The sequence below is a fragment of the Streptomyces sp. NPDC016459 genome (assembly GCF_040632845.1).
GTDB lineage: Bacteria > Actinomycetota > Actinomycetes > Streptomycetales > Streptomycetaceae > Streptomyces.
In genome coordinates this window covers 771140-793453 of record NZ_JBEYCR010000001.1, presented here as the reverse complement: position 1 = coordinate 793453, position 22314 = coordinate 771140, and the positions used below count along the sequence as shown (strand labels likewise).

The window sequence follows — 22314 nt, the reverse complement described above, 5'->3', positions numbered from 1 at the left end:
GTCCCCGCACCTGCGGGGGCGGGGCTTCCGCGTGTCCGGAGCCACGTCCGGACACGCCGGGGGCCCCGGGACGCTGTGATTACACTGTCGGAATGACCTGGCTCATCACCGGCGGCGCCGGTTACATCGGTTCCCACGTCGTCAAAGCAATGACCGAGGGCGGCGAGCACGTCGTCGTGGTCGACGACCTCAGCACCGGCAACCCGGCGCGCCTCCCCGAGGGCATCGTCCTGGAGCAGGGCACGGTCCTCGACCGCGAGTTCCTCGACCGGGTGCTGCGCGAGCACCGGATCACGGGCATCGTCCACCTGGCCGGCAAGAAGCAGGTCGGCGAGTCCGTCGAGAAGCCGCTGTTCTACTACCACGAGAACGTGACGGGTCTGCAGACCATCCTCGACGCGGCCGCCTCCGCGGGCGTGAAGAGCTTCCTCTTCTCCTCGTCCGCCTCCGTCTACGGCATGCCCGACGTGGACCTCGTCACCGAGGACACCGAGTGCCTGCCCCTCAGCCCGTACGGCGAGACCAAGCTGGTCGGCGAGTGGATGGCGCGTGCCGTCGGCCAGGCCCACGGCCTGTCCACGGCCTGCCTGCGGTACTTCAACGTGGCGGGCGCCGCGGCCCCGGAGCTCGCCGACACCGGCGTCTTCAACCTGGTGCCGATGGTCTTCGAGCGCCTCGACGCCGGCGAGTCCCCCCGCATCTTCGGTGACGACTACCCGACGCCGGACGGCACCTGCATCCGCGACTACATCCACGTCGCCGACATCGCGGACGCGCACCTGGCCGCCGCCCGCGCGCTCGCCGCGGCGGGCGAGGCCGGCGAGACGGCCACGCTGACCCTGAACATCGGGCGCGGCGAGGGCGTGTCGGTGCGCGAGATGGTGAACCTCATCAACGAGGTCACCGGTCACAGCGTCGAGCCGCTGGTCACCCCGCGCCGCCCGGGCGACCCGGCCCGTGTGGTGGCGTCGGCGAAGCGCATCGAGTCGGAGCTGGGCTGGAAGGCGCGGCACGACGTCCGCTCCATGATCAGCTCGGCCTGGGAGGGCTGGAGCGCGAACCGCGCGGTGCGCGCGACCGTCTGACACGCCCGACTGCGCCCAGCTGCGGCCGGGGTTCGTGAAGCGGGGTGCCCCGGGTGGGGGCACCCCGCTTCCGTCTGCCGTCCGCTTCGGGGTGACGGGCCCTCAGGGGCGGTGGATGCGGTCCACGCGGTAGTACCTGGCCGTGCACTGCGCCGCCCAGTCCCGCTCGTACGTGGACGCGAAGAGGGGTTCGCTGAGGCCGCCGATGAGGAGCGGCCGGTACGCGACCTCCCGGGCGCCGGCCGCCGCCTCGTCCAGGATGCGGGCGTTCTGGCGGTCCCAGGCGACAGCGCGTACCACCGTGCTCGTACTCAGCTCGTACACCGGCTGCACCAGGGCGACCGCGCTGCCGAGCGCCACCGCGCCGATACCCACGAGCGCGGCGGCGCGGGCGGCGGGGCGCCAGGGCACCAGGAGACGCCGTCCGACGAGGTGGCCGCCCCACGCGCCGTACGCGCAGAGGACGAGCAGCAGCGGCAGGAGGAAGCTCGTCCAGGTGCGGCCGTACGTCCAGCCGGCGGCTCCGTAACCGCTGCGCAGTCCGAAGACGACGGCCAGGCTCGCGAGGGCGATCAGCGGCAGCGGCAGGAGCACCACCACCCGGAACAGCGCGCGCGGGGGAAGCCCGCAGGCGCTCCGGTGGGCGTCCCGAAGATCGCTCCGACGGGTGTCCCGATCGGCGGCCGGAGACGTGTCCCGGTCGGCGGGCGGAGATGAGTCCCGGCCGGCGCCGCCGCCGTCCTGCCGAGGTCCGGCGGCGGCCAGCGCCAGGCCGAGGAGCGCGCCGACGGCGACGGCCCCCAGATACGCCCACTGCCCGCCGATCGTCTGCCAGAGGCGCCACCAGTCGTGGAACGTCTCCCCGATCCTCTCCGCCGACAGCGGCTCCTGGGGATGCTGGGCCCGTCGCCAGCGCGCGCCGGGTGAGGTGAAGAGGAGGGTGAGACCGCAGAGGAGCCCGAGGCAGGCCGCCGCGCACCAGGTGGACACGTACCGGTCGCGCGCCCAGCCGAACCGGGGCAGGCAGACGACGCCCACGGTGACCGCGAAGAGCCCGGCCACCAGGGCGAACGGTTCGCTCAGCATGCCGGCCGCCGCCCCGAGCAGGAACGCCGACGTGACCGCCGCGGTCTTCGCCCACCGCACGCCGCAGCGCGCGGCCCGGACGCAGCCGAGGACGGCCCAGAGCCCGATGACGCTCGGCAGGGTGTGGGAGATCGTGGCCGGCGCCCAGAGCAGTACCTGGTACGAGCGGGTGCCGGCGAAGAACAGCAGGGCGCACAGGAGCGCCGCCGCCGCCACGAGCGGGACCACAGGCGTTTCACCCGCTCGCGTGACGGGGCGCAGCGCGCGCAGCGCCGCCCCGGCGAGGAGGAACAGGCCGGCGCCGAGCACGACGACGAGGAAGGCGGGCAGCAGCTTCGGCCCCCGCATGTCGTCGGAATAGAGCAGGCCGGTCAGGAAGGCGTTGGTGACACGGCCGTTCTGGGTGAGGTAGAAGTCCGCGGTGATGCCCAGGACGCCCATGTCCCGGACCTTCCAGAGCGCACACCAGTCGTCCGACGTGGGGCGAACGTACAGGCCGAGGAAGGCGCCGACCGAGAGCAACGCCCCGGCGCAGACGGCGACCACCAGCGCGACACCGCGCAGCACCCGGGGGAGCCGCCCTCCGTAGGCGGTCCCGGTCTCGTCCCCGCCCTCCGGCCTCCGTACCACACCGCGCTCCGAGATGGTCGTCCTGCTCACCGGTGATCGCTCCTGCTGGCCCGAGGTCGTCCCTATGGGTGACGAATGGGTGAAATGGCACGTACATCAATATCTTCCCCGCATGCTTTGCTGCATGGACGACATGCCGACCAGGGGCGGTCACGTGGGCGATGCCGGGCGGTCACCACCGCTCCGTACCGTGGCCGCGCTGCTCGAAGGAGAGTCCGGTGGCGGTCCTTCAGGACGTACTCTCGCCCATCCCTCTGGAGTGACCGTTCCATGACCAGGCTTTCCGTCGTCGTCCCCTGTTACAACGAGGAGGACGTCGTCGAGCGCTTCGATGCGCGAATGCGACAGGTGCTCGACACCCTCCCCGTCGGCTACGAGATCTGCTACGTCGACGACGGCAGCTCCGACGGAACGCTGGGCAAGCTCCGTGAGATCGCCGCCCGGCACCCGCACCAGACCCAGTACGCCTCCTTCAGCCGCAACTTCGGCAAGGAGGCCGCCATGCTCGCCGGCCTGCGCAAGTCCACCGGTGACGCCGTGGTCATCATGGACGCCGACCTCCAGCACCCGCCCGAGCTCCTCGCGCGGATGCTGGACCTGCACCACCAGGGCCACGACCAGGTCATGGCACGGCGGACCCGCGAAGGCGACAAGAAGCTTCGCTCCGCGCTCAGCCGTATGTACTACCGTGCCGTCAACCGCTGGGTGGACGTGGAACTCACGGACGGCGTAGGCGACTTCCGATTGCTGTCCCGGCCGGCCGTCGACGCCCTGCTCTCGCTGCCCGAGTACAACCGCTTCTCCAAGGGGCTCTTCTCCTGGATCGGCTTCGACACCGTCACCTTCGACTACCAGAACGCCGCGCGCGAGGGCGGTGAGACGAAGTGGAAGTTCAGCTCGCTGGTCAACTACGGCATGGACGGGCTGATCTCCTTCAACAACCGACCGCTGCGCATCGCGCTCTGGCTCGGGATGATGCTCAGCGGCCTCGCCGCCCTCTACGCCGTCTGGGTGGCCGCCACCGCCGTCACCCAGGGCGTCACCGCCCCCGGCTATGTCACCCTGGTCGCGATCATCGTGGGCCTCGGGGGTGTGCAGATGGTGATGCTGGGCCTGATCGGCGAGTACATCGGCCGCATCTACTACGAGACCAAGCGCCGGCCGCACTTCCTCGTGAAGGAGACCCACCGCTCCTTCGGCCGCGCCGCCGCCGAACGCGCCGCCGCCGAACGGATCCGCGTCGCCGCCACCGAGAGCGAGCGCTGATGACGCCGTCCCGGGGCGGCCCGGAGGACCAGCCGACGCCGTCCGACGCGGGAGCGACGGCGTCGTCCGGGGCGGGGGAGCGGGTGTCGTCCGGGGCGGCGGCGCCGGGGACGGGTCCGTCGGGGACGGGGCCGTCGGCCGGGGCGGGTGGGTCGGCGTCGTCCGGAGCGGGCGGGTCGGCGTCGGCCGGTGCGGGCGGGTCGGCGTCGGCCGGTGGGGGCGCGTCGGCCGTGGTCGGGGCGCGGCGCGGGCGGCTCGCCGAGATGTTCCGCTTCGCCCTCGTCGGCGGCGTCAACACCGGCACCTTCTTCGGCTGTTACCTGCTGCTCCACCCGTGGATGCCGTACTTCGCCGCGTACTCCCTCGCCTTCCTCCTCAGCATGATCGGCTCCTTCTTCCTCAACACCTACTTCACCTATCGGACCAGGCCGACCTGGAAGAAGTTCGCCCTGTTCCCCCTCACCAACGTCACCAACTACCTGGTGCAGAGCGTCGGTCTGTACGCGCTCGTCACCTGGGCACGCATGGACGACAGGATCGCCCCCCTCGTCGCGGCCGTCGTCGCCATCCCGTTCACCTACCTGATCTCCCAGCGCATCCTCGTGCCCCGGAACGCCGGGCAGGATCCCCCCGCCTCCGGTCCAGGGAGCGAAACGGACGAGCGGCAGCCCTCCCGGCTCGCGTAGATTGCCTGGCAGCCGCGGCGGGGAGCACGCGGCGCGCGGGACAGCCGAGTGAGGACGACGCAGGTGGCGACACACGTGACGACGCAGGTGACGGGACGGACGGACGTGGCGAGGCAGTACGTGACGGAGGCCCGCAGGATCGTCGTCAAGGTCGGCTCCTCCTCGCTCACCACGGCTTCCGGGGGCCTCGACGCAGACCGCGTCGACGCCCTCGTGGACGTGCTCGCCAAGGTCCGCAGCGGCGGCGAGAAGGAGATCGTCCTCGTCTCGTCCGGCGCCATCGCCGCCGGCCTCGCGCCCCTCGGCCTCACCCGCCGCCCCAAGGACCTCGCCCGCCAGCAGGCGGCCGCCAGCGTCGGCCAGGGCCTCCTGGTCGCCCGCTACACCGCCTCCTTCGCCCGCTACGGCGTCCGTGTCGGACAGGTCCTCCTCACCACCGACGACACCAGCCGCCGCGCCCACTACCGCAACGCGTACCGGACTCTCGACCAGCTCCTCGCCATGGGCGCGCTGCCCGTCGTCAACGAGAACGACACCGTCGCCACGGACGAGATCCGCTTCGGCGACAACGACCGGCTCGCCGCCCTCGTCGCCCATCTCGTCCGCGCCGACCTGCTCGTCCTGCTCTCCGACGTCGACGGTCTCTACGACGGGGACCCGGCCAGGCCCGGAACGTCGAGGATCGCCGAGGTCACCGGACCGGAGTCCATCGCCCACGTGGAGATCGGCTCGGCCGGCAAGGCGGGCGTCGGCACCGGTGGCATGGTCACCAAGGTCGAGGCCGCCCGTATCGCCGCCGCCGCGGGCATCCCCGTCGTCCTCACCTCCGCGAGCCGCGCCGCCGACGCCCTCACCGGCCGTGACACCGGTACGTACTTCCACCGCACCGGCCGCCGCTCCGCCGACCGGCTCCTCTGGCTCGCCCACGCCTCCACCCCCCAGGGCTCCCTGACCCTGGACGACGGGGCCGTACAGGCGGTCGTCCAGGGCAAGAAGTCCCTGCTGGCCGCCGGTGTCGCGGGAGTCGAGGGCGACTTCGTGGCCGGTGACCCCGTCGAGCTCCGCGACACCGCCGGCCGGGCCGTCGCCCGTGGCCTCGTCAACTTCGACGCCAAGGAGATGCCCCGGATGCTCGGGCGCTCCACCCACGAGCTGGCCAAGGACCTCGGGCCCGAGTACGAGCGGGAGGTCGTCCACCGCGACGATCTGGTCGTCATCCGCTGACCCGTGCGTCCCTCCCGAAACGGCTGAAAGTGCGGCCATCCGGAAGGGACGTTCACCAAAACCGCCCCACGTGCCGCCTCGGGCTGGTCAACTTTGTCTCGGGGGTAAGAGCAGGGCGGGGTACAGCACCACACGCATCACACAGGAGGCCGCCGGTGAGACGAGCGCGCCCAGGGGCACTGCCCCGAGGGACTGCCGAACGCGCCCTGACCAGTGTCGAGGCCGGAGCCGACTTCGACGAGGCACGGGACAGGTCCACGGAGAGAAAGACCGAGACCACCACCGAGACACGTGAGGTTCGCGAAGCGCGTGAGGCACGCGCCAGGGAACAGCCCGTGTCCAAACTCTGGCACATCACCCTCAGCGTTTCGGGTGTGGAGTCACCGCTGAAAGAGGTGCGCCGGGGGCTGGAACAGCTGGCCCACGACCACCCCTTCCTGCTGACCAGCCGGTACGCCAACGACCACGCCGAGATCCGGTACTGGGAGGAGGCCCGCGACCTGCACGACGCCGCGGCCGTCGCCCTGCGCCTGTGGGGTGAGCATCGGCAGACCGCCAAACTGCCGCCATGGGAGATCGTCGGCCTGGAGGTCATCGACCGCGAGACCTACCACCAGCGGATCGCGGAGGGCTACGGCCCACCCCCCGCCGCCCCGGTCGGCGTCCACCCGTACTGAGCGGGCCCGGGGCCGTGCGTCTCGCGGGCCGGGTCAGGGGCGGGTCTCCCGGCCCGGGCGGCGGCCGTGTGTCTCGCGCCGGGCGGCGGCGGGTCCCGCGCGCCGGGGCGGCGGCCAATGCGTCTCGCGGGCCGGGGCGTACGTCTCGGAGTGCGGGATACGTGAGGGATGTCCGTAGGGGTGCCAGTACCCTGCGGGCATGACCTCGCTCACGCCCCTCGACAACCTGTCCCCGGTCACCCGGGCCGCCTACCGGGCCCGTGGCGCCGCCGCCGAAATCGCGCCACTCCCGCGCGCGGCCAAGGACGACGCCCTGCTGGCGATCGCGGACGCCCTCGAAGTCCGCACCGCCGAGATCGTCGAGGCCAACGCCGAGGACATCGCCAAGGCCCGCGAAGCAGGGACCAGCGAGGCGATCATCGACCGGCTCACCCTCACCCCGGAGCGCGTCCGGGCCATCGCCGCCGACGTCCGTGACGTGGCCGCGCTGCCCGACCCCGTCGGCGAGGTCGTCCGAGGCTCCACCCTCCCCAACGGCATCGACCTGCGCCAGGTCCGCGTGCCGCTCGGCGTCGTCGGCATCATCTACGAGGCCCGCCCCAACGTCACCGTCGACGCCGCCGCCCTCTGCCTCAAGTCCGGCAACGCCGTCCTGCTCCGCGGCTCGTCCTCCGCCTACGCCTCCAACAACGCCCTGGTGAAGGTCCTGCGGGACGCCGTCGGCGGCGCGGGACTGCCCGCCGACGCCATCCAGCTCGTCCCCGGCGAGTCCCGCGAGTCGGTCCGCGAGCTGATGCGCGCCCGCGGCCTCGTCGACGTCCTCATCCCGCGCGGCGGCGCCTCCCTGATCCGGACGGTCGTCGAGGAGTCCACCGTCCCCGTCATCGAGACCGGCACCGGCAACTGCCACGTCTACGTCGACGCGCAGACCGACCTCGACATGGCCGTCGACATCCTGCTCAACTCCAAGGCCCACCGGGTCAGCGTCTGCAACGCCGCCGAGACCCTCCTCGTCCACCAGGACATCGCCGAGGCCTTCCTGCCCAGGGCCCTCGACGCACTCGCGGAGGCCGGCGTCACCGTCCACGCCGACGAGCGGGTCCTCGCCCACGCCGAGGGCTCCAAGGCCACCGTCGTACCGGCCACGCCGGAGGACTGGGAGACCGAGTACCTCTCGTACGACATCGCCGCCGCCGTCGTCGACTCCCTCGACAAGGCCGTCGAGCACATCCGCATGTGGTCCTCCGGCCACACCGAGGCGATCGTCACCACCTCGCAGGCCGCGGCCCGCCGCTTCACCCAGCTGGTCGACTCCACCACGGTCGCCGTGAACGCCTCCACGCGGTTCACGGACGGCGGCGAGTTCGGCTTCGGCGCGGAGATCGGCATCTCCACCCAGAAGCTGCACGCCCGGGGCCCCATGGGCCTTCCGGAGCTGACCTCGACCAAGTACATCGTCACCGGTGACGGCCACGTGCGGTAATCCCTCCTTTCGGTACGGGCGGGGAGGGTTCGCACTCTCCCTGCCCAAAACCACCTCGCGGGTCTACTCTGAATCCGTGCCGGACGACGTGGGGGGCAGGCCGTTCCAGGACGGCGGTGACCCCGAGGACTCTGTCGACCGCGGAGGCGCCGACGAGGTCTACGCCGACGTGGTCTTCGACGAGGACTTCGTCCGGGCGGCGACCGTTCACGAACCGACGGCGGTCGAGCGGCTCCTCGCAGCCGCCCAGGCCCGCGCCGAGGCCGAGGCGGCCCGCGCCCGCGCCGGCGGAGGCCAGGGCGACGACGACCTCTACGACCCCAAGACCCCCACCTACGAGCCCGACGACATCGGCGACGACGCCAGCCCCTACGGCCGCCACGGCGGCGCCTTGCGGCCCTACCGGGGCAGCGCGCGCTGGCACCGCCCCGTCGCCTGGGTCCTCGCCCTCCTCATGGGCATCGGCATGGTCGTCCTGGCCTTCAGCGCCGTCTACCGGGGCGCGGCCGCCAACCGCCAGGACCAGATCCCTCCGCCGGCCACGACGGGCGTCGACACGCCCAAGCCGCATCCGGCCCCACCCGCCGCCCACGCCCCCGCGGCCCGGTCGGCGTCCCCCGGCTAGCGCCGCCACCCACCCGGGGGCCGCGTCCCCCGGATGGCGCTGGCCGTCCCCCGAGAGGCCGAACCACCCGGTTCCCCCCTGTTCCCCGCCGCACCGGGCCCCGACGGCGGTATTCCAGGAGCTTGTCGTACACCTGGGCGTTTACCGAAGGCCCCGCAGACCTACCCTGAAGGTATGGCAGGGCGTGGCGACCCGCCTGAGGGGACTCCCGAGGGCCTCCCCGGCGGTGGTGAGGACGAGTACCGATCCGTCGTCTTCGACGAGGCGTTCGTCCGGGCTGCCCACCTCCAGGAGTTCTCCGCCCAGGAGCGGATGGGCGAGCACGCCCAGGCCGTCCGCAGTCGTCACTACTCCAGGGAGGGCCGCAGCGGCTCCCGCCAGGCGCTCATGCTGGTCCTGCTGATCCTCCTCGCCTTCGGCACCGCCATCTACCTCGGCGTCCGCAACCCGTACCTGCCGCCGGCCGACCAGCGGGCCGAGCCCCTGCGGACCACCGTCGTCCCGCTCGCCCCCCGGGGACCCGTCGTCGGCGGCGCGCCCGCCCGGCTCTTCGACCACAGCCCCGCCGCCGATCACCGCATCGGAGCCGCCGGCATCACCCTGCCCGTCGCCGGACGCACCACCCACTTCGCCGAGAGCCAGGTCGTCACCGCCCTCAGCGTCGCCAAGGACTACCTGGTGGCCACTTCCCTGGAGCCCGATGTCCTGTCCGGAGCGACCGTGCGGCCCCCGCGACTGCTGATCGACCCGGACCAGCTGGAACAGTTCGACCGCAGCGTCGAATCACCGGCCGACAACGGCCGGCACGCCCTCGCCGGCTGGCTCGTCCGCTTCGACCCCCGGCAGGTGACCCTGGCGGACCCCGCCGTCCGCGTCCAGGGCACCCTGCGGTTCGAGGAGACCGGCCCCGACACCCTGGACGTCACCGCGGACCACACGTACACCTATGCCCTCCGCCCGGCCGGACAGGGCGCGGGGACGGCCGCCGAGGCGTCCCTCTTCACCGTCCACCGCGAGCTGCACTTCCGCTTCGACCGCGAGGACCTGCGCATGCACAGGGCCGAACTGTTGACCAGCACCGTCGAGGCGGGCCCGCAGGCGTGCGGCGCGGACACGACCGGTGCCCTTGAGCCTCTCCTGGCCGGAGCGCGGGCCCCCGCGACCGGCGGAGGCCCGGCGGTCACCGATCCGTACGCCACGGGCCGGCCCGCCGCCCCCTCGCTGTGCGGAGCGCTGGCGCCCGGCGCTCAGCCCTCGTTCTGACCGGCCCCGGCACCGCTCGCCGGGCCGCCCTTGTCGTCCCCGGCGGTCGCTCCGCCGTCGTCCGACTGCTTCGGGCCCTGGCCGCCGGCGAACCGGCTGCGCAGCCGCCCGCCCAGGTCGCCCGCCAGGTCACCGGCGCCCCCGGCTATGTCCCCGACCAGCTTCATCAGGGGATCCTTGCTGGTCCGCACCGTGTCGGCGTAGTGCCCGGCCGACTCCCGGAAGGAGTCCGTGACGGAGGTGTCCTTGTCCTCCGAGCGCTTCGGGTAGTGACCGTCCATGACCCGCTGGAAGTCGCGGCTCTCCGACCACTTCTTCAGCTCCGCCGCCCGGACGGTGGTGAAGGGGTGCGTCCGCGGCAGCACGTTGAGGATCTTCAGGACCGAGTCCCGCAGGTCACCGGCCTTCTCGTACTCGTCGGCCTGGGCGAGGAACGCGTCCACGTTCATCTCGTGGAGGTGGTTGCCGCCGGCGATCTTCATCAGACCGCGCATCGAGGCCTGCACGTCCTGCCCGACGAGGAGCCCCGCCCGGTCGGCGGAGAGCTCCGACTTGCGGAACCACTCCCGCAGCGCCGTCACGATGGCCATGATCGCCACGTTCCCCAGCGGGATCCAGGCGATCTTGAGCGCGAGCCCGGTGAGGAAGAGCAGCACCGTGCGGTACACGGAGTGCCCGGAGAGCGCGTGTCCGACCTCGTGGCCGACGACCGCCCGCATCTCCTCCTCGTCGAGGAGCTCCACCAGACCGGTGGTGACGACGATGATCGGCTCGTCGAGCCCGATGCACATGGCGTTGGGCTTCGGGTCCTGCGCCACGTACATCGGCGGGACCTTCTCCAGGTCCAGGATGTAACAGGCGTCCCGCAGCATCTCGTTGAGGTGGTTGAACTGCGCGTCGCTCACCCGGACGGAGTCCGAGAGGAAGAGAAGTCGCAGGCTGCGCTCGGGCAGCAGTCCGCTGAGCGCCTTGAAGACCGTGTCGAAACCGCTGAGCTTGCGCAGCGCCACCAGCGCCGAGCGGTCGGCGGGATGCTCGTAGGCCCGCGAGGAGATGCCGGGGAATCGCTTGCGCTGCCTGCTCGGCACTTTCCCCTGGTCGTTCTCGGTCATGGATGCCCCCTGTTCGTACGAGTCGGTGCTCGTCCCCCTGACGAACCCCAGCCTAGGCGTTGGCGCCATCGTGCGTCGGGGCCCTGTGGATAACTCGGGTACCGGGGACGACGGAGGACCATGACGCCAACGCCTGAGTCGGCGTGAGCGCGTCCGCACGGCCCGCATACGATGTGCGCGAAGTCTCCGCTCCCATCCCCGATCGATAGGTCTGCCGAAGATGAGCCTCCACAGCACCGCCGCGAACCTGGTCTCTCTCGCCGAGGGCGCCGAGCACGGTGGCAACCACGAAAGCCTCAGCCCCTACCTCACCGGCTTCGGCGCCTTCGGTGCCCTGATGCTGCTGCTGTGGATCACCACCCGCTTCAACCGCGACCGCTGAACCGGCGACCCTGATCGGGCGTCCGCTGCCGTGCCAGTAGGCTCTGCACGCATGGGAGAGCAGGAAATGCCTACTGGCGGGCGCGGCAAGCGCCGACTCGGCGTGATGGGTGGAACCTTCGACCCGATCCACCACGGACACCTGGTGGCGGCCAGCGAGGTCGCCGCCCTGTTCCACCTGGACGAGGTGGTGTTCGTACCGACCGGGCAGCCGTGGCAGAAGAGCGACAAGGCCGTGTCGCCGGCCGAGGACCGTTATCTGATGACGGTCATCGCGACGGCGTCCAACCCGCAGTTCTCGGTCAGCCGCATCGACATCGACCGGGGCGGCGCCACCTACACCATCGACACCCTGCGGGACCTGCGCGCCCTCAACACCGACTCGGACCTCTTCTTCATCACCGGGGCCGACGCGCTGTCGCAGATCCTCACCTGGCGCGACGCCGAGGAGCTCTTCTCGCTCGCGCACTTCATCGGCGTCACCCGGCCGGGTCACGACCTCACCGACGACGGACTGCCCAAGGGCGGGGTCTCGTTGGTCGAGGTTCCCGCGCTCGCCATCTCCTCCACCGACTGCCGGGCGAGGGTCGCGCAGGGGGATCCCGTCTGGTACCTGGTTCCTGACGGCGTGGTGCGCTACATCGACAAGCGCCAGCTGTACCGCGGCGAGTGAGCTTCGGGGAGGGGCACCGGTGAACGATCAGCAGCATCCGTACGACCCGTACTATCCACAGCCGCAGATCATCGGCTACGACGAGTACGGGCAGCCGGTGTACCAGCAGCCGCAGGCACCGCAGCAGGGGCAGGCGCAGCAGTACGACCCCTACGGCGGCCTGCAGCACCAGGCACAGCAGCACCAACCGCAACAGGGGTACGGCTACGACCCCTACGCCCAGCCGCAGACGCCGCAGCAACAACACCAGCAGCCCCAGCAGGAGCCGCAGTACGACCCGTACGGGCAGCAGGGCTACGCCTACCCCTCGTACGACACCGGGCAGCAGTGGGCCGCCCCGCCCGAGCCCGCCCCCGCGCCGCAGGCCGCCGCACCGGTCGCCCCCGCGGCTCCGACCGCCCCTGTCGCGGCCCCCGCCGGCGTCCCCGGACAACGTCCCGCGTCCGAGCGGTCCACCCCGGCCCGGCGGGCCGCGGACGACGACCGGGAGTACCGCACCGAGCAGTTCTCGTTCATCGAGGAGCCGGACGAGGACTCCGAGGACGTCATCGACTGGCTGAAGTTCACCGAGAGCCGCACGGAGCGCCGCGAGGAGGCCCGTCGGCGCGGCCGCAACCGGATCGTCGCGCTCGTCGTCGTGCTCGTCCTCGCCGTCGCGGGAGGCGTCGGCTACCTCTGGTCCGCCGGCCTGCTCCCCGGCGCGTCCGACGGGGAGCAGAAGGGGGCCGCCGCGACCGGCCCCCAGAAGCGCGACACCATCGTCGTCCACCTCCACGACCTCAGGAACGGCGGCACCTCCACCGCGCTCCTCGTCAACAACGCGACCACCCGCCAGGGCACCACGGTCCTGCTCCCCAACTCCGTGGTCGTCGCCGACGAGGAAGGCTCCGTGACCACCCTCGGCAAGTCGGTCGAGGACGACGGAGCCGGCGGGACCCGGGAGGCGATCGGCAATCTCCTCGGTACCCGGATCACCGGCACCTGGCGCCTGGACACCCCGTACCTGGAGAACCTCGTGGAGACCGTCAGCGGTATCGAGACGAACACCGACACGGACGTGCCCGGCGCCAAGAAGGGCGCCGACCCGCTGGTCAGGAAGGGCGAGAAGCAGACCCTGAACGGCCGCGCCGCCGTCGCCTACGCCACCTACCGGGCGCCCGGCGAGGCCGAGGCCAAGCAGCTCCAGCGGTTCGGGCAGGTCATGTACGGCGTACTGCGGAAGATCTCCTCCGACCCCGAGGCCGCCACGGTCACCATCCAGACCCTCCAGCAGATCCTCGACCCCTCGCTCCCCGAGAAGGACCTGGCCGCCTCCCTGGCCAGGCTCGCCGAGCACGCCAAGATCGGCGACCACAAGACGGCCCTGCTGCCGGTCGGCGAGGACGGCGCGCTGACGGAGGACGCCGGCGGCGGTGTGGTGAAGGACATCCTCGGCGGAAAGGTCACCGCCCCCGAGGCGGGCGAGGTGACCCGGGTCTCGATTCGGGACGGTTCCGGGAAGCAGGCGACCGAGACGGCCAGGATCGTCCTGATCAACGGCGGCTACGCCTTCGTGGGCGGCGCCGAGGCGCCCAGCAGGGAGACGTCGCAGGTCATCCATGCCGACGACGCCCAGAAGGCGACGGCCGCCGAAGTCGCGAGGACGCTGGGTCTGCCGGCCGACGCGGTCACCAAGGGCCAGCCCTCGAACGGCGCCGCGGTCACCGTGGTCCTGGGCCAGGACTACAAGCTCCAGGGCCCCCGGTAACGGCCTCCGGAAAACGTTGGCGGGCACGTCGGCGGTCCGTGAGACCCTGGAGGGGTACTGGACCGCCGACGAAAGCCTGCATGTGACCGCCACGGATCGTTCCATCGAACTCGTCAACGCCGCCGCACTGGCGGCCGCCGACCGGCTCGCGCACGACATCATCGCGTACGACGTCAGCGATGTGCTGTCGATCACCGACGCCTTCCTGCTCGCCTCCGCGCCCAACGACCGCCAGGTCAAGTCGATCGTCGACGAGATCGAGGAGCGCCTGAACAAGGACCTCGGCGCCAAGCCGGTCCGCCGTGAGGGCGACCGCGACGCCCGCTGGATCCTCCTGGACTACGTCGACATCGTCGTCCACGTCCAGCACAGCGAGGAGCGGGTCTTCTACGCCCTGGAGCGGCTGTGGAAGGACTGCCCCGAGCTGCCGCTGCCCGAGGACGCGGCGAAGACGCGCGGCAAGGGCGCCGAGCACGCCGCCCTGACCGGCGTCGACCTCTCCGACCACGCCGCCGGCCTGCCCGACGAGGCGGACGGTGAGCTGAGCTGAGCACCGCCAAGAGCGGCAGAGGCCGCCGCATCGTCCTCTGGCGCCACGGCCAGACCTCCTGGAACCTGGAGCGCCGCTTCCAGGGCTCGACCGACATCGAGCTGACGGAGACCGGCGTCGCCCAGGCGCGCCGGGCCGCACGGCTGCTCGCCGCGCTGAAGCCGGACGCCATCGTCGCCTCCGACCTGAAGCGGGCGGCGGCCACCGCCGCCGAGCTGGCCGTGCTGACCGGCCACGCCGTCGCCCACGACTCCGCGCTGCGCGAGACGTACGCGGGGAAGTGGCAGGGGCTCACCCATGACGAGATCGTGACGCGGTACGGCGAGCAGTACGCCGCCTGGAAGCGCGGCGAGCCCGTGCGCCGGGGTGGCGGCGAGCTGGAGACCGAGGTGGCCGACCGGGCCGCCCCTGTGGTCCTGGAGCACGCCGACAAGCTCCCCGATGACGGCACGCTCGTCGTGGTGAGCCACGGCGGTACGATCCGCACCACCATCGGCCGGCTCCTGGAGCTGGACTCCCGGCACTGGGAGAGCCTCGGTGGCCTGACGAACTGCTGCTGGTCGGTCCTCGGCGAGGGTGCCCGCGGCTGGCGTCTGATGGAGCACAACGCGGGCACGCTGCCCGAGCCGGTCCTCGGCGACGACGACTGAACCCCACGGCCGGCCTGCCGGACCCGGATTTCACTTTCCGGCAGGTCGCAGGCTAAAGTTCTTCTTGTTCGCAGCGCGGAGCGCGAAGAACACGAGGGGCTATAGCTCAGTTGGTAGAGCGCCTGCATGGCATGCAGGAGGTCAGGAGTTCAATTCTCCTTAGCTCCACAATCACCGGATCCCGTCCCCACCAGGGGGCGGGATTCTTCGTTCCGTCAGCTGATGAAGCGACGCGAGCCCGCGTCAACCGGACCTCGCCCAACCGCTCGTGACGGAAGATCTTCACCGGCTTCCCACGCCGGATCACGTCGTTGCACTCAGTAAGAGGTGGCACCGGCAATCGCCCCCGGACGTCTCCAGCACGCTGACCCTCTTGCGGGGCCATGGCAGAATCGGACGGCCGGAGGGGGACGAGGAATCCGGACGGGAGGGTGGCCCAAGTGCTCGGCGACAACTGCGGGGTGTCCTATGGGTGCACGGCCTGCGGCCACAGCTGGAGCTGACTGATGGGTGCACACAGGCGGAAGTGCGACTGGTGCGGCAGCGGCACGCCCATCGTGCGCGACATGGACCCCGTCAACCCGGGGTTCCAGTACTGGTGCGAGGAGTGCGCGCGGGCGCTGATCATAAAAGGCGACCCCATCGAGACGTACCGCGAGCTGGAGGGTGAGCCGATCTACGGCCGGCTCCTCGACGAGCACTGCACCCTCAAGCGGTTCTACTCCTTCGCCACGGCCTGACGCCGTCGCGTCAGCGCGTACCCCACGAGCAGGGCCGTCGCTGTCAGCGGATAGACGGCGGACAGCACCATCTGGCCCGCGTTCTGGTCGAGCTCGGGCCGGCCCGGGTCGTGCGGAACCCACCACAGCGCGAACGAGGCGAAGGCCAGGGCCACCGCACCCGTCACGGGCCACGCGCGCGTGGCGCGGTCCGCGAGCAGGATCAGGAGGGGCACGCACCAGACCCAGTGGTGGGACCAGGAGATCGGGCTGATCATCAGCGCCGTGAACGCGCAGACGACCACCGCCACGGCCTTGTCGCCGCGCAGTGCGGCCCGTACCGCGAGCACCATGGCCGCGCCGCCCAGGAGCGCCGCGGCGACCGCCCACCACATGCCCGGGTCGTCGGTGTGCATCAGCCGGGCCAGGACCCCGCGGATCGACTGGTTGGCGGTCTCCTCGGCGAAGCCGACCCGGCCCGTCTCGAACAGGGTCTCCGTCCAGAACCGCTTCGAGTCCGCCGGCAGCACCAGCGCCACGGCCAGCGTCGTCCCCAGGAACACCCCGGTCGCCGTCACCGCCGTGCGCAGCCAGGTGTTCCAAGCTCGGTCCCGGCGCCACAGGAGCAGCCCCGCGACGAGCAGCAGGACCACGAAGAGACCCGGTGTGAGTTTCACCGCGGTCGCCAGACCGATGCCGAGGCCCGCCCAGCGGCTGCCCCGCGCGCGCGTGAGGTCCCAGAGCACCGCCACCGCTATGAGCAGGTTGATCTGTCCGTACCGCAGGGTCGTCCAGACCGGCTCGCACCAGACCACCACCGCGGCGACCCACAGTGTCGTGCGCCACAGATCCGCACGGGACAGCGACGGGCGGACCAGCTGGAGCGACAGCTGGACCAGGGCGACGACGAGCAGCAGGTTCCCCGCCGTGCTCAGCGTCCGCATCAGCGGCACGCTGACCAGGGTGAGGGGGACGAACAGCAGGGCCGCGAAGGGCGGATAGGTCATGCCGAGGTTCGCCGAGGTGGCGCGCATCGCGTACAGATCGCCGCCGGCCCGGACCGTCTCGCCCTCGGCCCGGTAGACCATCACGTCGAGCATGTTCACGTGGGCGAGGCGTTGCGCCACCCAGAAGGCCGCGAACGAGAGCAGGCAGACCGCCGCGGCGGTGGCGAGGGGCCACGGCCGGGCGCGGGTTTTCGAGAGCACGGAGACGGACACAGTCGGCGACCCTACCGGGCAGGTCAGGAGGGCCCCGAGAATCGATTTGGAGATCTGCCGGGCGGCCGGTTAATGTTCTGTCTGTCGCCGCGAAGGAAGCCGGAGCGGAGGCGGAAACAGGCAAGGGGCTATAGCTCAGTTGGTAGAGCGCCTGCATGGCATGCAGGAGGTCAGGAGTTCAATTCTCCTTAGCTCCACAAAAAAGAAGGCGGGCCACCCGGATCGGGTGGCCCGCTTCTTCGTGTGCCCCCGTCCCTCGTCGTACCGGCGCCGCCCCGTGGAACGCCGGTGCGGCCCGCTCGGGCCCTGCGGTACCCTGGCGCCATGCGTGCCGTACGCCTTCTGCTTACCGAGCCGCGCTGATCAGTCCCGACGGATGACAGACATCTGTCGGAGTCGGCGCGGCGTCCCCTCCTGTGCGAGGGGTTTTTTCATTTCACGGCAGTCCGTGGCAGTAGGCAGAGACGATCGATGGAGCTTCAAGGACCATGACCGAGATCAATACGGCTGCCGAGACGGCGGCCCCGCATCGCTACACGGCGGCCATGGCCGCCGACATCGAGGCACGCTGGCAGGACTTCTGGGACGCCGAGGGAACCTACGAGGCCCCGAACCCCACCGGTGACCTGGCGGGCGACCCCGCGATCGCCGCCCGGCCCAAGAAGTTCATCATGGACATGTTCCCGTACCCCTCGGGTGCGGGCCTGCACGTCGGCCACCCGCTCGGTTACATCGCCACGGACGTCTTCGCCCGCCACGCGCGCATGACCGGCCACAACGTGCTGCACACCCTGGGCTTCGACGCCTTCGGCCTGCCGGCCGAGCAGTACGCGGTGCAGACGGGCACGCACCCGCGTGTGTCCACCGAGGCCAACATGGAGAACATGAAGGTCCAGCTGCGCCGACTGGGCCTGGGTCACGACAAGCGCCGGTCGTTCGCCACGATCGACCCGGAGTACTACAAGTGGACCCAGTGGATCTTCCTGCAGATCTTCAACTCGTGGTACGACGCCGAGGCCGGGAAGGCCCGTCCGATCGCGGAGCTGATCGAGCAGTTCGAGAACGGCACGCGTGACGTCCCGGGCACCACGCGCGCGTGGAGCGAGCTGAGCGCCGCCGAGCGCTCCGACGTCCTGGGCGAGTACCGCCTGGCGTACGCCTCCGACGCGCCGGTCAACTGGTGCCCCGGCCTGGGCACGGTCCTGGCCAACGAGGAGGTCACGGCCGACGGACGCTCCGAGCGCGGCAACTTCCCCGTCTTCAAGTCCAAGCTGCGCCAGTGGAACATGCGGATCACCGCCTACGCGGACCGCCTGCTCGACGATCTGGACGCGCTGGACTGGCCCGAGGCCATCAAGCTGCAGCAGCGGAACTGGATCGGCCGCTCCGAGGGCGCCCGCGTCGACTTCCAGGTCGGTGACACCGGTGCGATCACCGTCTTCACGACCCGCCAGGACACCCTGTTCGGCGCCACCTACATGGTCCTGGCGCCCGAGCACGACCTGGTCGAGAAGATCGTCCCGGCGACCTGGCCCGAGGGCACCCACGACGTGTGGACCGGCGGACACGCCACCCCGTCCGAGGCCGTCGACGCCTACCGCAAGCAGGCCGCCTCCAAGTCCGACGTCGAGCGGCAGGCCGACGCCAAGGAGAAGACCGGCGTCTTCACCGGCGCGTTCGCGACCAACCCAGTCAGCGGCGAGCAGGTCCCCGTCTTCATCGCCGACTACGTCCTGATGGGCTACGGCACGGGCGCCATCATGGCCGTCCCCGCGCACGACAGCCGCGACTTCGCCTTCGCGCGCGCCTTCGAGCTGCCGATGCGCTGTGTCGTGGAACCGGGCGACGGCCGCGGCACCGATCCGTCCGCATGGGACGACGCCTTCGCCTCGTACGAGGCGAAGCTGGTCAACTCCGCGAACGACGAGATCTCCCTGGACGGCCTGGGCGTCGTCGACGCCAAGGAGAAGATCACCGCCTGGCTGGCCGACCGCGGCATCGGCGAGGGCACCGTCAACTTCCGGCTGCGCGACTGGCTGTTCAGCCGCCAGCGGTACTGGGGCGAGCCCTTCCCGATCGTCTACGACGAGGACGGCGTCGCCCACGCGCTGCCCGAGTCGATGCTGCCGCTGGAACTGCCGGAGGTCGAGGACTACTCGCCGCGCACCTTCGACCCGGAGGACGCCGACACCCAGCCGGAGACCCCGCTGTCCCGCAACGAGGACTGGGTCTACGTCACCCTGGACCTCGGCGACGGCGCCGGCCCGCGCCGCTACCGCCGCGAGACCAACACCATGCCCAACTGGGCCGGTTCCTGCTGGTACGAGCTGCGCTACCTCGACCCGCACAACTCCGAGAAGCTGGTCGACCCGGCCGTCGAGCAGTACTGGATGGGCCCCCGCGAGGGCATGCCGACCGGTGGCGTCGACCTGTACGTCGGCGGTGCCGAGCACGCCGTGCTGCACCTGCTGTACGCGCGCTTCTGGTCCAAGATGCTGTTCGACCTGGGGCACATCTCCTCGGCCGAGCCGTTCCACAAGCTGTACAACCAGGGCATGATCCAGGCCTTCGTCTACCGGGACGCGCGCGGGATCGCCGTGCCGGCCGCCGAGGTCGAGGAGCGCGACGGCGGCTTCTGGTACCAGGGCGAGAAGGTCAGCCGCGTCCTGGGCAAGATGGGCAAGTCCCTGAAGAACGCCGTGACGCCCGACGAGATCTGCGCCGAGTTCGGCGCCGACACCCTGCGCCTGTACGAGATGGCGATGGGCCCGCTCGACGTGTCCCGTCCCTGGGACACCCGCGCCGTCGTCGGCCAGTACCGGCTGCTCCAGCGGCTCTGGCGCAACATCGTCGACGAGTCGACCGGCGAGGTCACGGTCGTCGACACCGAGGCCGACGAGGACACGCTGCGCGCCCTGCACAAGGCGATCGACGGCGTCTCGCAGGACATGGCGGCCATGCGCTTCAACACCGCCATCGCCAAGGTCACCGAGCTGAACAACCACCTGACCAAGTCCGGCGGTCCGCTCTCCCGGCCGGTCGCCGAGCAGCTGGTGCTGCTCGTCGCCCCGCTCGCCCCGCACATCGCCGAGGAGCTGTGGCGCAGGCTCGGACACACCGACTCGGTCGTCCACCAGGACTTCCCGGTCGCCGACCCGGCGTACGTCGTCGACGAGACCGTGACCTGTGTCGTGCAGATCAAGGGCAAGGTCAAGGCCCGCCTGGAGGTCTCGCCGTCGATCACGGACGCCGACCTCGAAACCCTGGCGCTGGGCGACCCGCACGTGGTAGCGGCGCTGGGTGGCGCGGAGATCCGCAAGGTGATCGTGCGGGCACCGAAGCTGGTCAACATCGTCGCCGGATAGCGGAGCATAGGGGTTTCCCCTACGGGCAGGTTGGGGGTTCCGATGGAACCCGCAGCCTGCCCGTTCCGTTTACCTTGGAGGAACCACAACCGTGGGGACTCGACCGATGCCGGAGGGGCACACATGGATGCCGCGATTATCACGATCATGGCGCTGCTCTTCTTGTCCTTCGTGGCGCTCGGCGTCTTCGTCACCGTGAAGGCGGCCAAGGCCGCCAAGCGGGGAGTGGACCGGACCCTCGGCCAGGCACGCCGCACGGTCGAGGACACCACGCTGCGGGCCAAGAGCTTCGGCCAGACCGGGGTCGCCGGCGAGCTGGCCAGACTGCGCCTGTCGCTGCGGACCTCGATGCGGGCCACCCAGGAGGCGCTGCAGGCCGGTGTCGGCCAGGACGCCTCGCTGAAGGAGTCGCTCGACCTCTTCCACCGGCTCAGCGGGCACGGGCTCGAACTGGACGACGATCTCAGGCGACTTGAGCGGGAGCCCGACCGGGCGTACGTGTCCGGGCAGCTCCCCGAACTCGCCGCGCGGACCGAGCGGATCACCACCTCGGCCGACGCACTGCGCCGGGCCGCCCGGGACCGGGCCCTGAAGTTCGCCGAGGACGACCTGTCGTCGCTCAGCGCTCAGATCGACGTCGAGGCGGGCGCGTTGCGCCACTGGACCGGTCTGGAGACCACGCAGGAGCAGGCGCAGGGGACCACTTCCCGAGCCACTCCCGCAGGTGAGGCCTGGGGACGCCCCGCCGGGGCGGCCGGGCAGTCGGATCAGGGAAGCCCGGGGGCCGGCGGCGAGCCGTCCGCGATCGCGGCGCCCGATCCCCGACGGACCGCCTACCCCTGGGAGAAGTCGGCCCGCCCGGAGACCACCACCTGACGGGGGGCCGGGCTGCCGAGCGGCGGCCTCGGCGGGTAACCTCCCGCTCATGTCCCGGCATGTCGCGATCGTCACCGATTCCACGGCCTACCTGCCACGCCAGACGCGGGAGCGGCACGCCATCACCACGGTCCCGCTGACCGTCGTCATCGGCGACCGCGCCCTTGAGGAAGGCACCGAGATCTCGGCCAGGGCCCTGGTCGAGGCCCTCCAGAAGAAGCGGTCCGTCACCACCTCGCGGCCCAGTCCCGAGATCTTCGCCGAGGCCTACCGCGCGGCCGCCGAAGCCGGGGCACGGGGCGTCGTCTCGCTCCACCTCTCCGCCGAGGTCTCCGGGACATACGACGCCGCCGTACTCGCCGCCCAGGACGCCCCCCTGCCCGTCAGGGTGGTGGACACCCGCATGATGGGCATGGCGCTGGGCTTCTGCGTGCTGACGGCGGCGCAGGTCGCGGAGGCGGGCGGCTCGCTCGACGAGACGGTGGCGGCCGCCGAGAAGCGCGCGGAGGGCACCTCCGCCTACTTCTACGTGGACACCCTGGAGCATCTGCGTCGCGGCGGGCGCATCGGGGCCGCGCAGGCGCTGCTCGGCTCCGCGTTCGCGGTCAAGCCGCTCCTCGAACTCGACGGTGGGCGCATCGAACTCCGGGAAAAGGTGCGGACGGCCTCGAAGGCCATCGCGCGACTCGAGGAGATCGCCGTGGAGCGAGCCGGTTCCGGCGCCGTCGACATCGCGGTCCACCACCTCTCCGCACCCGAACGTGCCGCAGCCCTCGCCGACCGGCTTGAGGAGCGGGTACCCGGCACCGTGCGCATCCAGGTCAGCGAGGTGGGTGCCGTCATCGGTGCGCACACCGGGCCCGGACTTCTCGCGGTCGTCGTCTCGCCCCGCTGAGCCGGTCCGTCCCCCGGGAGGGTGACGGAGTTTTCCACAGACCGAAGCCCATCCACGGAACGTGCGTGAGTCCCGCACGGGTCGGCGGTGATCCTTACCGT

Annotated in this window: 20 protein-coding genes and 2 tRNA genes; 19 read left to right on the top strand and 3 right to left on the bottom strand. The window is 71.3% G+C overall.

All coding sequences use genetic code 11. The features are described from left to right. Positions 1–92 precede the first annotated feature (92 nt). On the top strand, positions 93–1085 hold the full coding sequence (gene galE, locus ABZ567_RS03645) for a UDP-glucose 4-epimerase GalE (RefSeq protein ID WP_360784242.1): 993 nt from the start codon (positions 93–95) through the stop codon (positions 1083–1085). 102 nt (positions 1086–1187) lie between these two features. On the opposite strand, the gene ABZ567_RS03640 is transcribed toward galE, so the two are convergent. Then, entirely contained in the window at positions 1188–2831 is a 1644-nt protein-coding gene (locus tag ABZ567_RS03640) for a DUF6056 family protein (RefSeq protein WP_360784239.1), read from the bottom strand. A gap of 240 nt (positions 2832–3071) precedes the next feature. On the opposite strand from ABZ567_RS03640, the gene ABZ567_RS03635 reads away from it, so the two are divergent. From ABZ567_RS03635 to ABZ567_RS03605, 7 genes are all read left to right on the top strand, one after another. Further along, positions 3072–4067, top strand: coding sequence for a glycosyltransferase family 2 protein (locus ABZ567_RS03635; protein ID WP_360784237.1), 996 nt, complete (start codon positions 3072–3074; stop codon positions 4065–4067). 263 nt (positions 4068–4330) lie between these two features. Continuing rightward, a complete protein-coding gene (locus ABZ567_RS03630; RefSeq protein WP_360785027.1) occupies positions 4331–4753 on the top strand; it encodes a GtrA family protein in 423 nt (140 codons plus the stop codon). A 120-nt stretch (positions 4754–4873) separates the two neighbouring features. Further along, positions 4874–5977: a glutamate 5-kinase gene (proB, locus tag ABZ567_RS03625; protein ID WP_360785025.1), complete on the top strand. Its 1104-nt coding sequence runs from the start codon at positions 4874–4876 to the stop codon at positions 5975–5977. A gap of 155 nt (positions 5978–6132) precedes the next feature. Next, positions 6133–6654: a hypothetical protein gene (locus tag ABZ567_RS03620; protein ID WP_360784234.1), complete on the top strand. Its 522-nt coding sequence runs from the start codon at positions 6133–6135 to the stop codon at positions 6652–6654. Positions 6655–6853: 199 nt separating this feature from the next. Further along, positions 6854–8137 carry a glutamate-5-semialdehyde dehydrogenase gene (locus ABZ567_RS03615; protein WP_360784231.1) on the top strand — a complete coding sequence of 428 codons (1284 nt, stop codon included), beginning with the start codon at positions 6854–6856 and terminating at the stop codon, positions 8135–8137. 76 nt (positions 8138–8213) lie between these two features. Continuing rightward, complete coding sequence (locus ABZ567_RS03610; protein ID WP_360784228.1) at positions 8214–8762, top strand: hypothetical protein; 549 nt, start codon at positions 8214–8216, stop codon at positions 8760–8762. 174 nt (positions 8763–8936) lie between these two features. Next, positions 8937–10025, top strand: coding sequence for a hypothetical protein (locus tag ABZ567_RS03605; RefSeq protein ID WP_360784226.1), 1089 nt, complete (start codon positions 8937–8939; stop codon positions 10023–10025). Here the strand turns inward: ABZ567_RS03605 and ABZ567_RS03600 are convergent. Beyond that, entirely contained in the window at positions 10010–11137 is a 1128-nt protein-coding gene (locus ABZ567_RS03600; RefSeq protein WP_360784223.1) for a M48 family metallopeptidase, read from the bottom strand. The two genes, ABZ567_RS03605 and ABZ567_RS03600, sit on opposite strands and share 16 nt — an antisense overlap. Before the next feature lie 220 nt (positions 11138–11357). Here ABZ567_RS03600 and ABZ567_RS03595 point away from each other — a divergent pair, with 220 nt between their 5' ends. The 7 genes from ABZ567_RS03595 to ABZ567_RS03565 all read left to right on the top strand — a co-directional run bounded on the left by ABZ567_RS03595 (position 11358) and on the right by ABZ567_RS03565 (position 15878). Continuing rightward, on the top strand, positions 11358–11519 hold the full coding sequence (locus ABZ567_RS03595) for a hypothetical protein (RefSeq protein WP_030550482.1): 162 nt from the start codon (positions 11358–11360) through the stop codon (positions 11517–11519). A gap of 51 nt (positions 11520–11570) precedes the next feature. Beyond that, complete coding sequence (nadD, locus tag ABZ567_RS03590; RefSeq protein WP_360784220.1) at positions 11571–12191, top strand: nicotinate-nucleotide adenylyltransferase; 621 nt, start codon at positions 11571–11573, stop codon at positions 12189–12191. 19 nt (positions 12192–12210) lie between these two features. Beyond that, positions 12211–13938, top strand: coding sequence for an LCP family protein (locus tag ABZ567_RS03585; RefSeq protein WP_360784217.1), 1728 nt, complete (start codon positions 12211–12213; stop codon positions 13936–13938). Between the two features lie 82 nt (positions 13939–14020). Then, positions 14021–14488 carry a ribosome silencing factor gene (gene rsfS / locus ABZ567_RS03580; RefSeq protein WP_360785023.1) on the top strand — a complete coding sequence of 156 codons (468 nt, stop codon included), beginning with the start codon at positions 14021–14023 and terminating at the stop codon, positions 14486–14488. After that, positions 14485–15138, top strand: coding sequence for a histidine phosphatase family protein (locus ABZ567_RS03575; RefSeq protein ID WP_360785021.1), 654 nt, complete (start codon positions 14485–14487; stop codon positions 15136–15138). Before rsfS ends, ABZ567_RS03575 begins: the two co-directional genes overlap by 4 nt. Before the next feature lie 95 nt (positions 15139–15233). Further along, positions 15234–15306, top strand: a tRNA-Ala gene (locus ABZ567_RS03570). 338 nt (positions 15307–15644) lie between these two features. Beyond that, the gene (locus tag ABZ567_RS03565; RefSeq protein ID WP_015033559.1) at positions 15645–15878 is read left to right on the top strand and encodes a hypothetical protein; all 234 of its coding nucleotides are present in this window, start codon (positions 15645–15647) and stop codon (positions 15876–15878) included. Here ABZ567_RS03565 and ABZ567_RS03560 read toward each other — a convergent pair. Further along, complete coding sequence (locus ABZ567_RS03560) at positions 15857–17077, bottom strand: glycosyltransferase 87 family protein (protein WP_360784213.1); 1221 nt, start codon at positions 17075–17077, stop codon at positions 15857–15859. The genes ABZ567_RS03565 and ABZ567_RS03560 overlap by 22 nt on opposite strands. 124 nt (positions 17078–17201) lie before the next feature. Between ABZ567_RS03560 and ABZ567_RS03555 the strand changes: the two genes are divergently transcribed. The 4 genes from ABZ567_RS03555 to ABZ567_RS03540 all read left to right on the top strand — a co-directional run bounded on the left by ABZ567_RS03555 (position 17202) and on the right by ABZ567_RS03540 (position 22213). Further along, positions 17202–17274: transfer RNA gene (locus tag ABZ567_RS03555), tRNA-Ala, on the top strand. A gap of 291 nt (positions 17275–17565) precedes the next feature. Continuing rightward, a complete protein-coding gene (leuS, locus tag ABZ567_RS03550) occupies positions 17566–20442 on the top strand; it encodes a leucine--tRNA ligase (protein ID WP_360784210.1) in 2877 nt (958 codons plus the stop codon). 123 nt (positions 20443–20565) lie between these two features. Then, a complete protein-coding gene (locus ABZ567_RS03545; protein WP_360784209.1) occupies positions 20566–21318 on the top strand; it encodes a hypothetical protein in 753 nt (250 codons plus the stop codon). Positions 21319–21367: 49 nt separating this feature from the next. After that, positions 21368–22213 (top strand): DegV family protein, encoded by an 846-nt coding sequence (locus ABZ567_RS03540; RefSeq protein ID WP_360784206.1) that lies wholly within the window; start codon positions 21368–21370, stop codon positions 22211–22213. Positions 22214–22314: the final 101 nt, after the last annotated feature.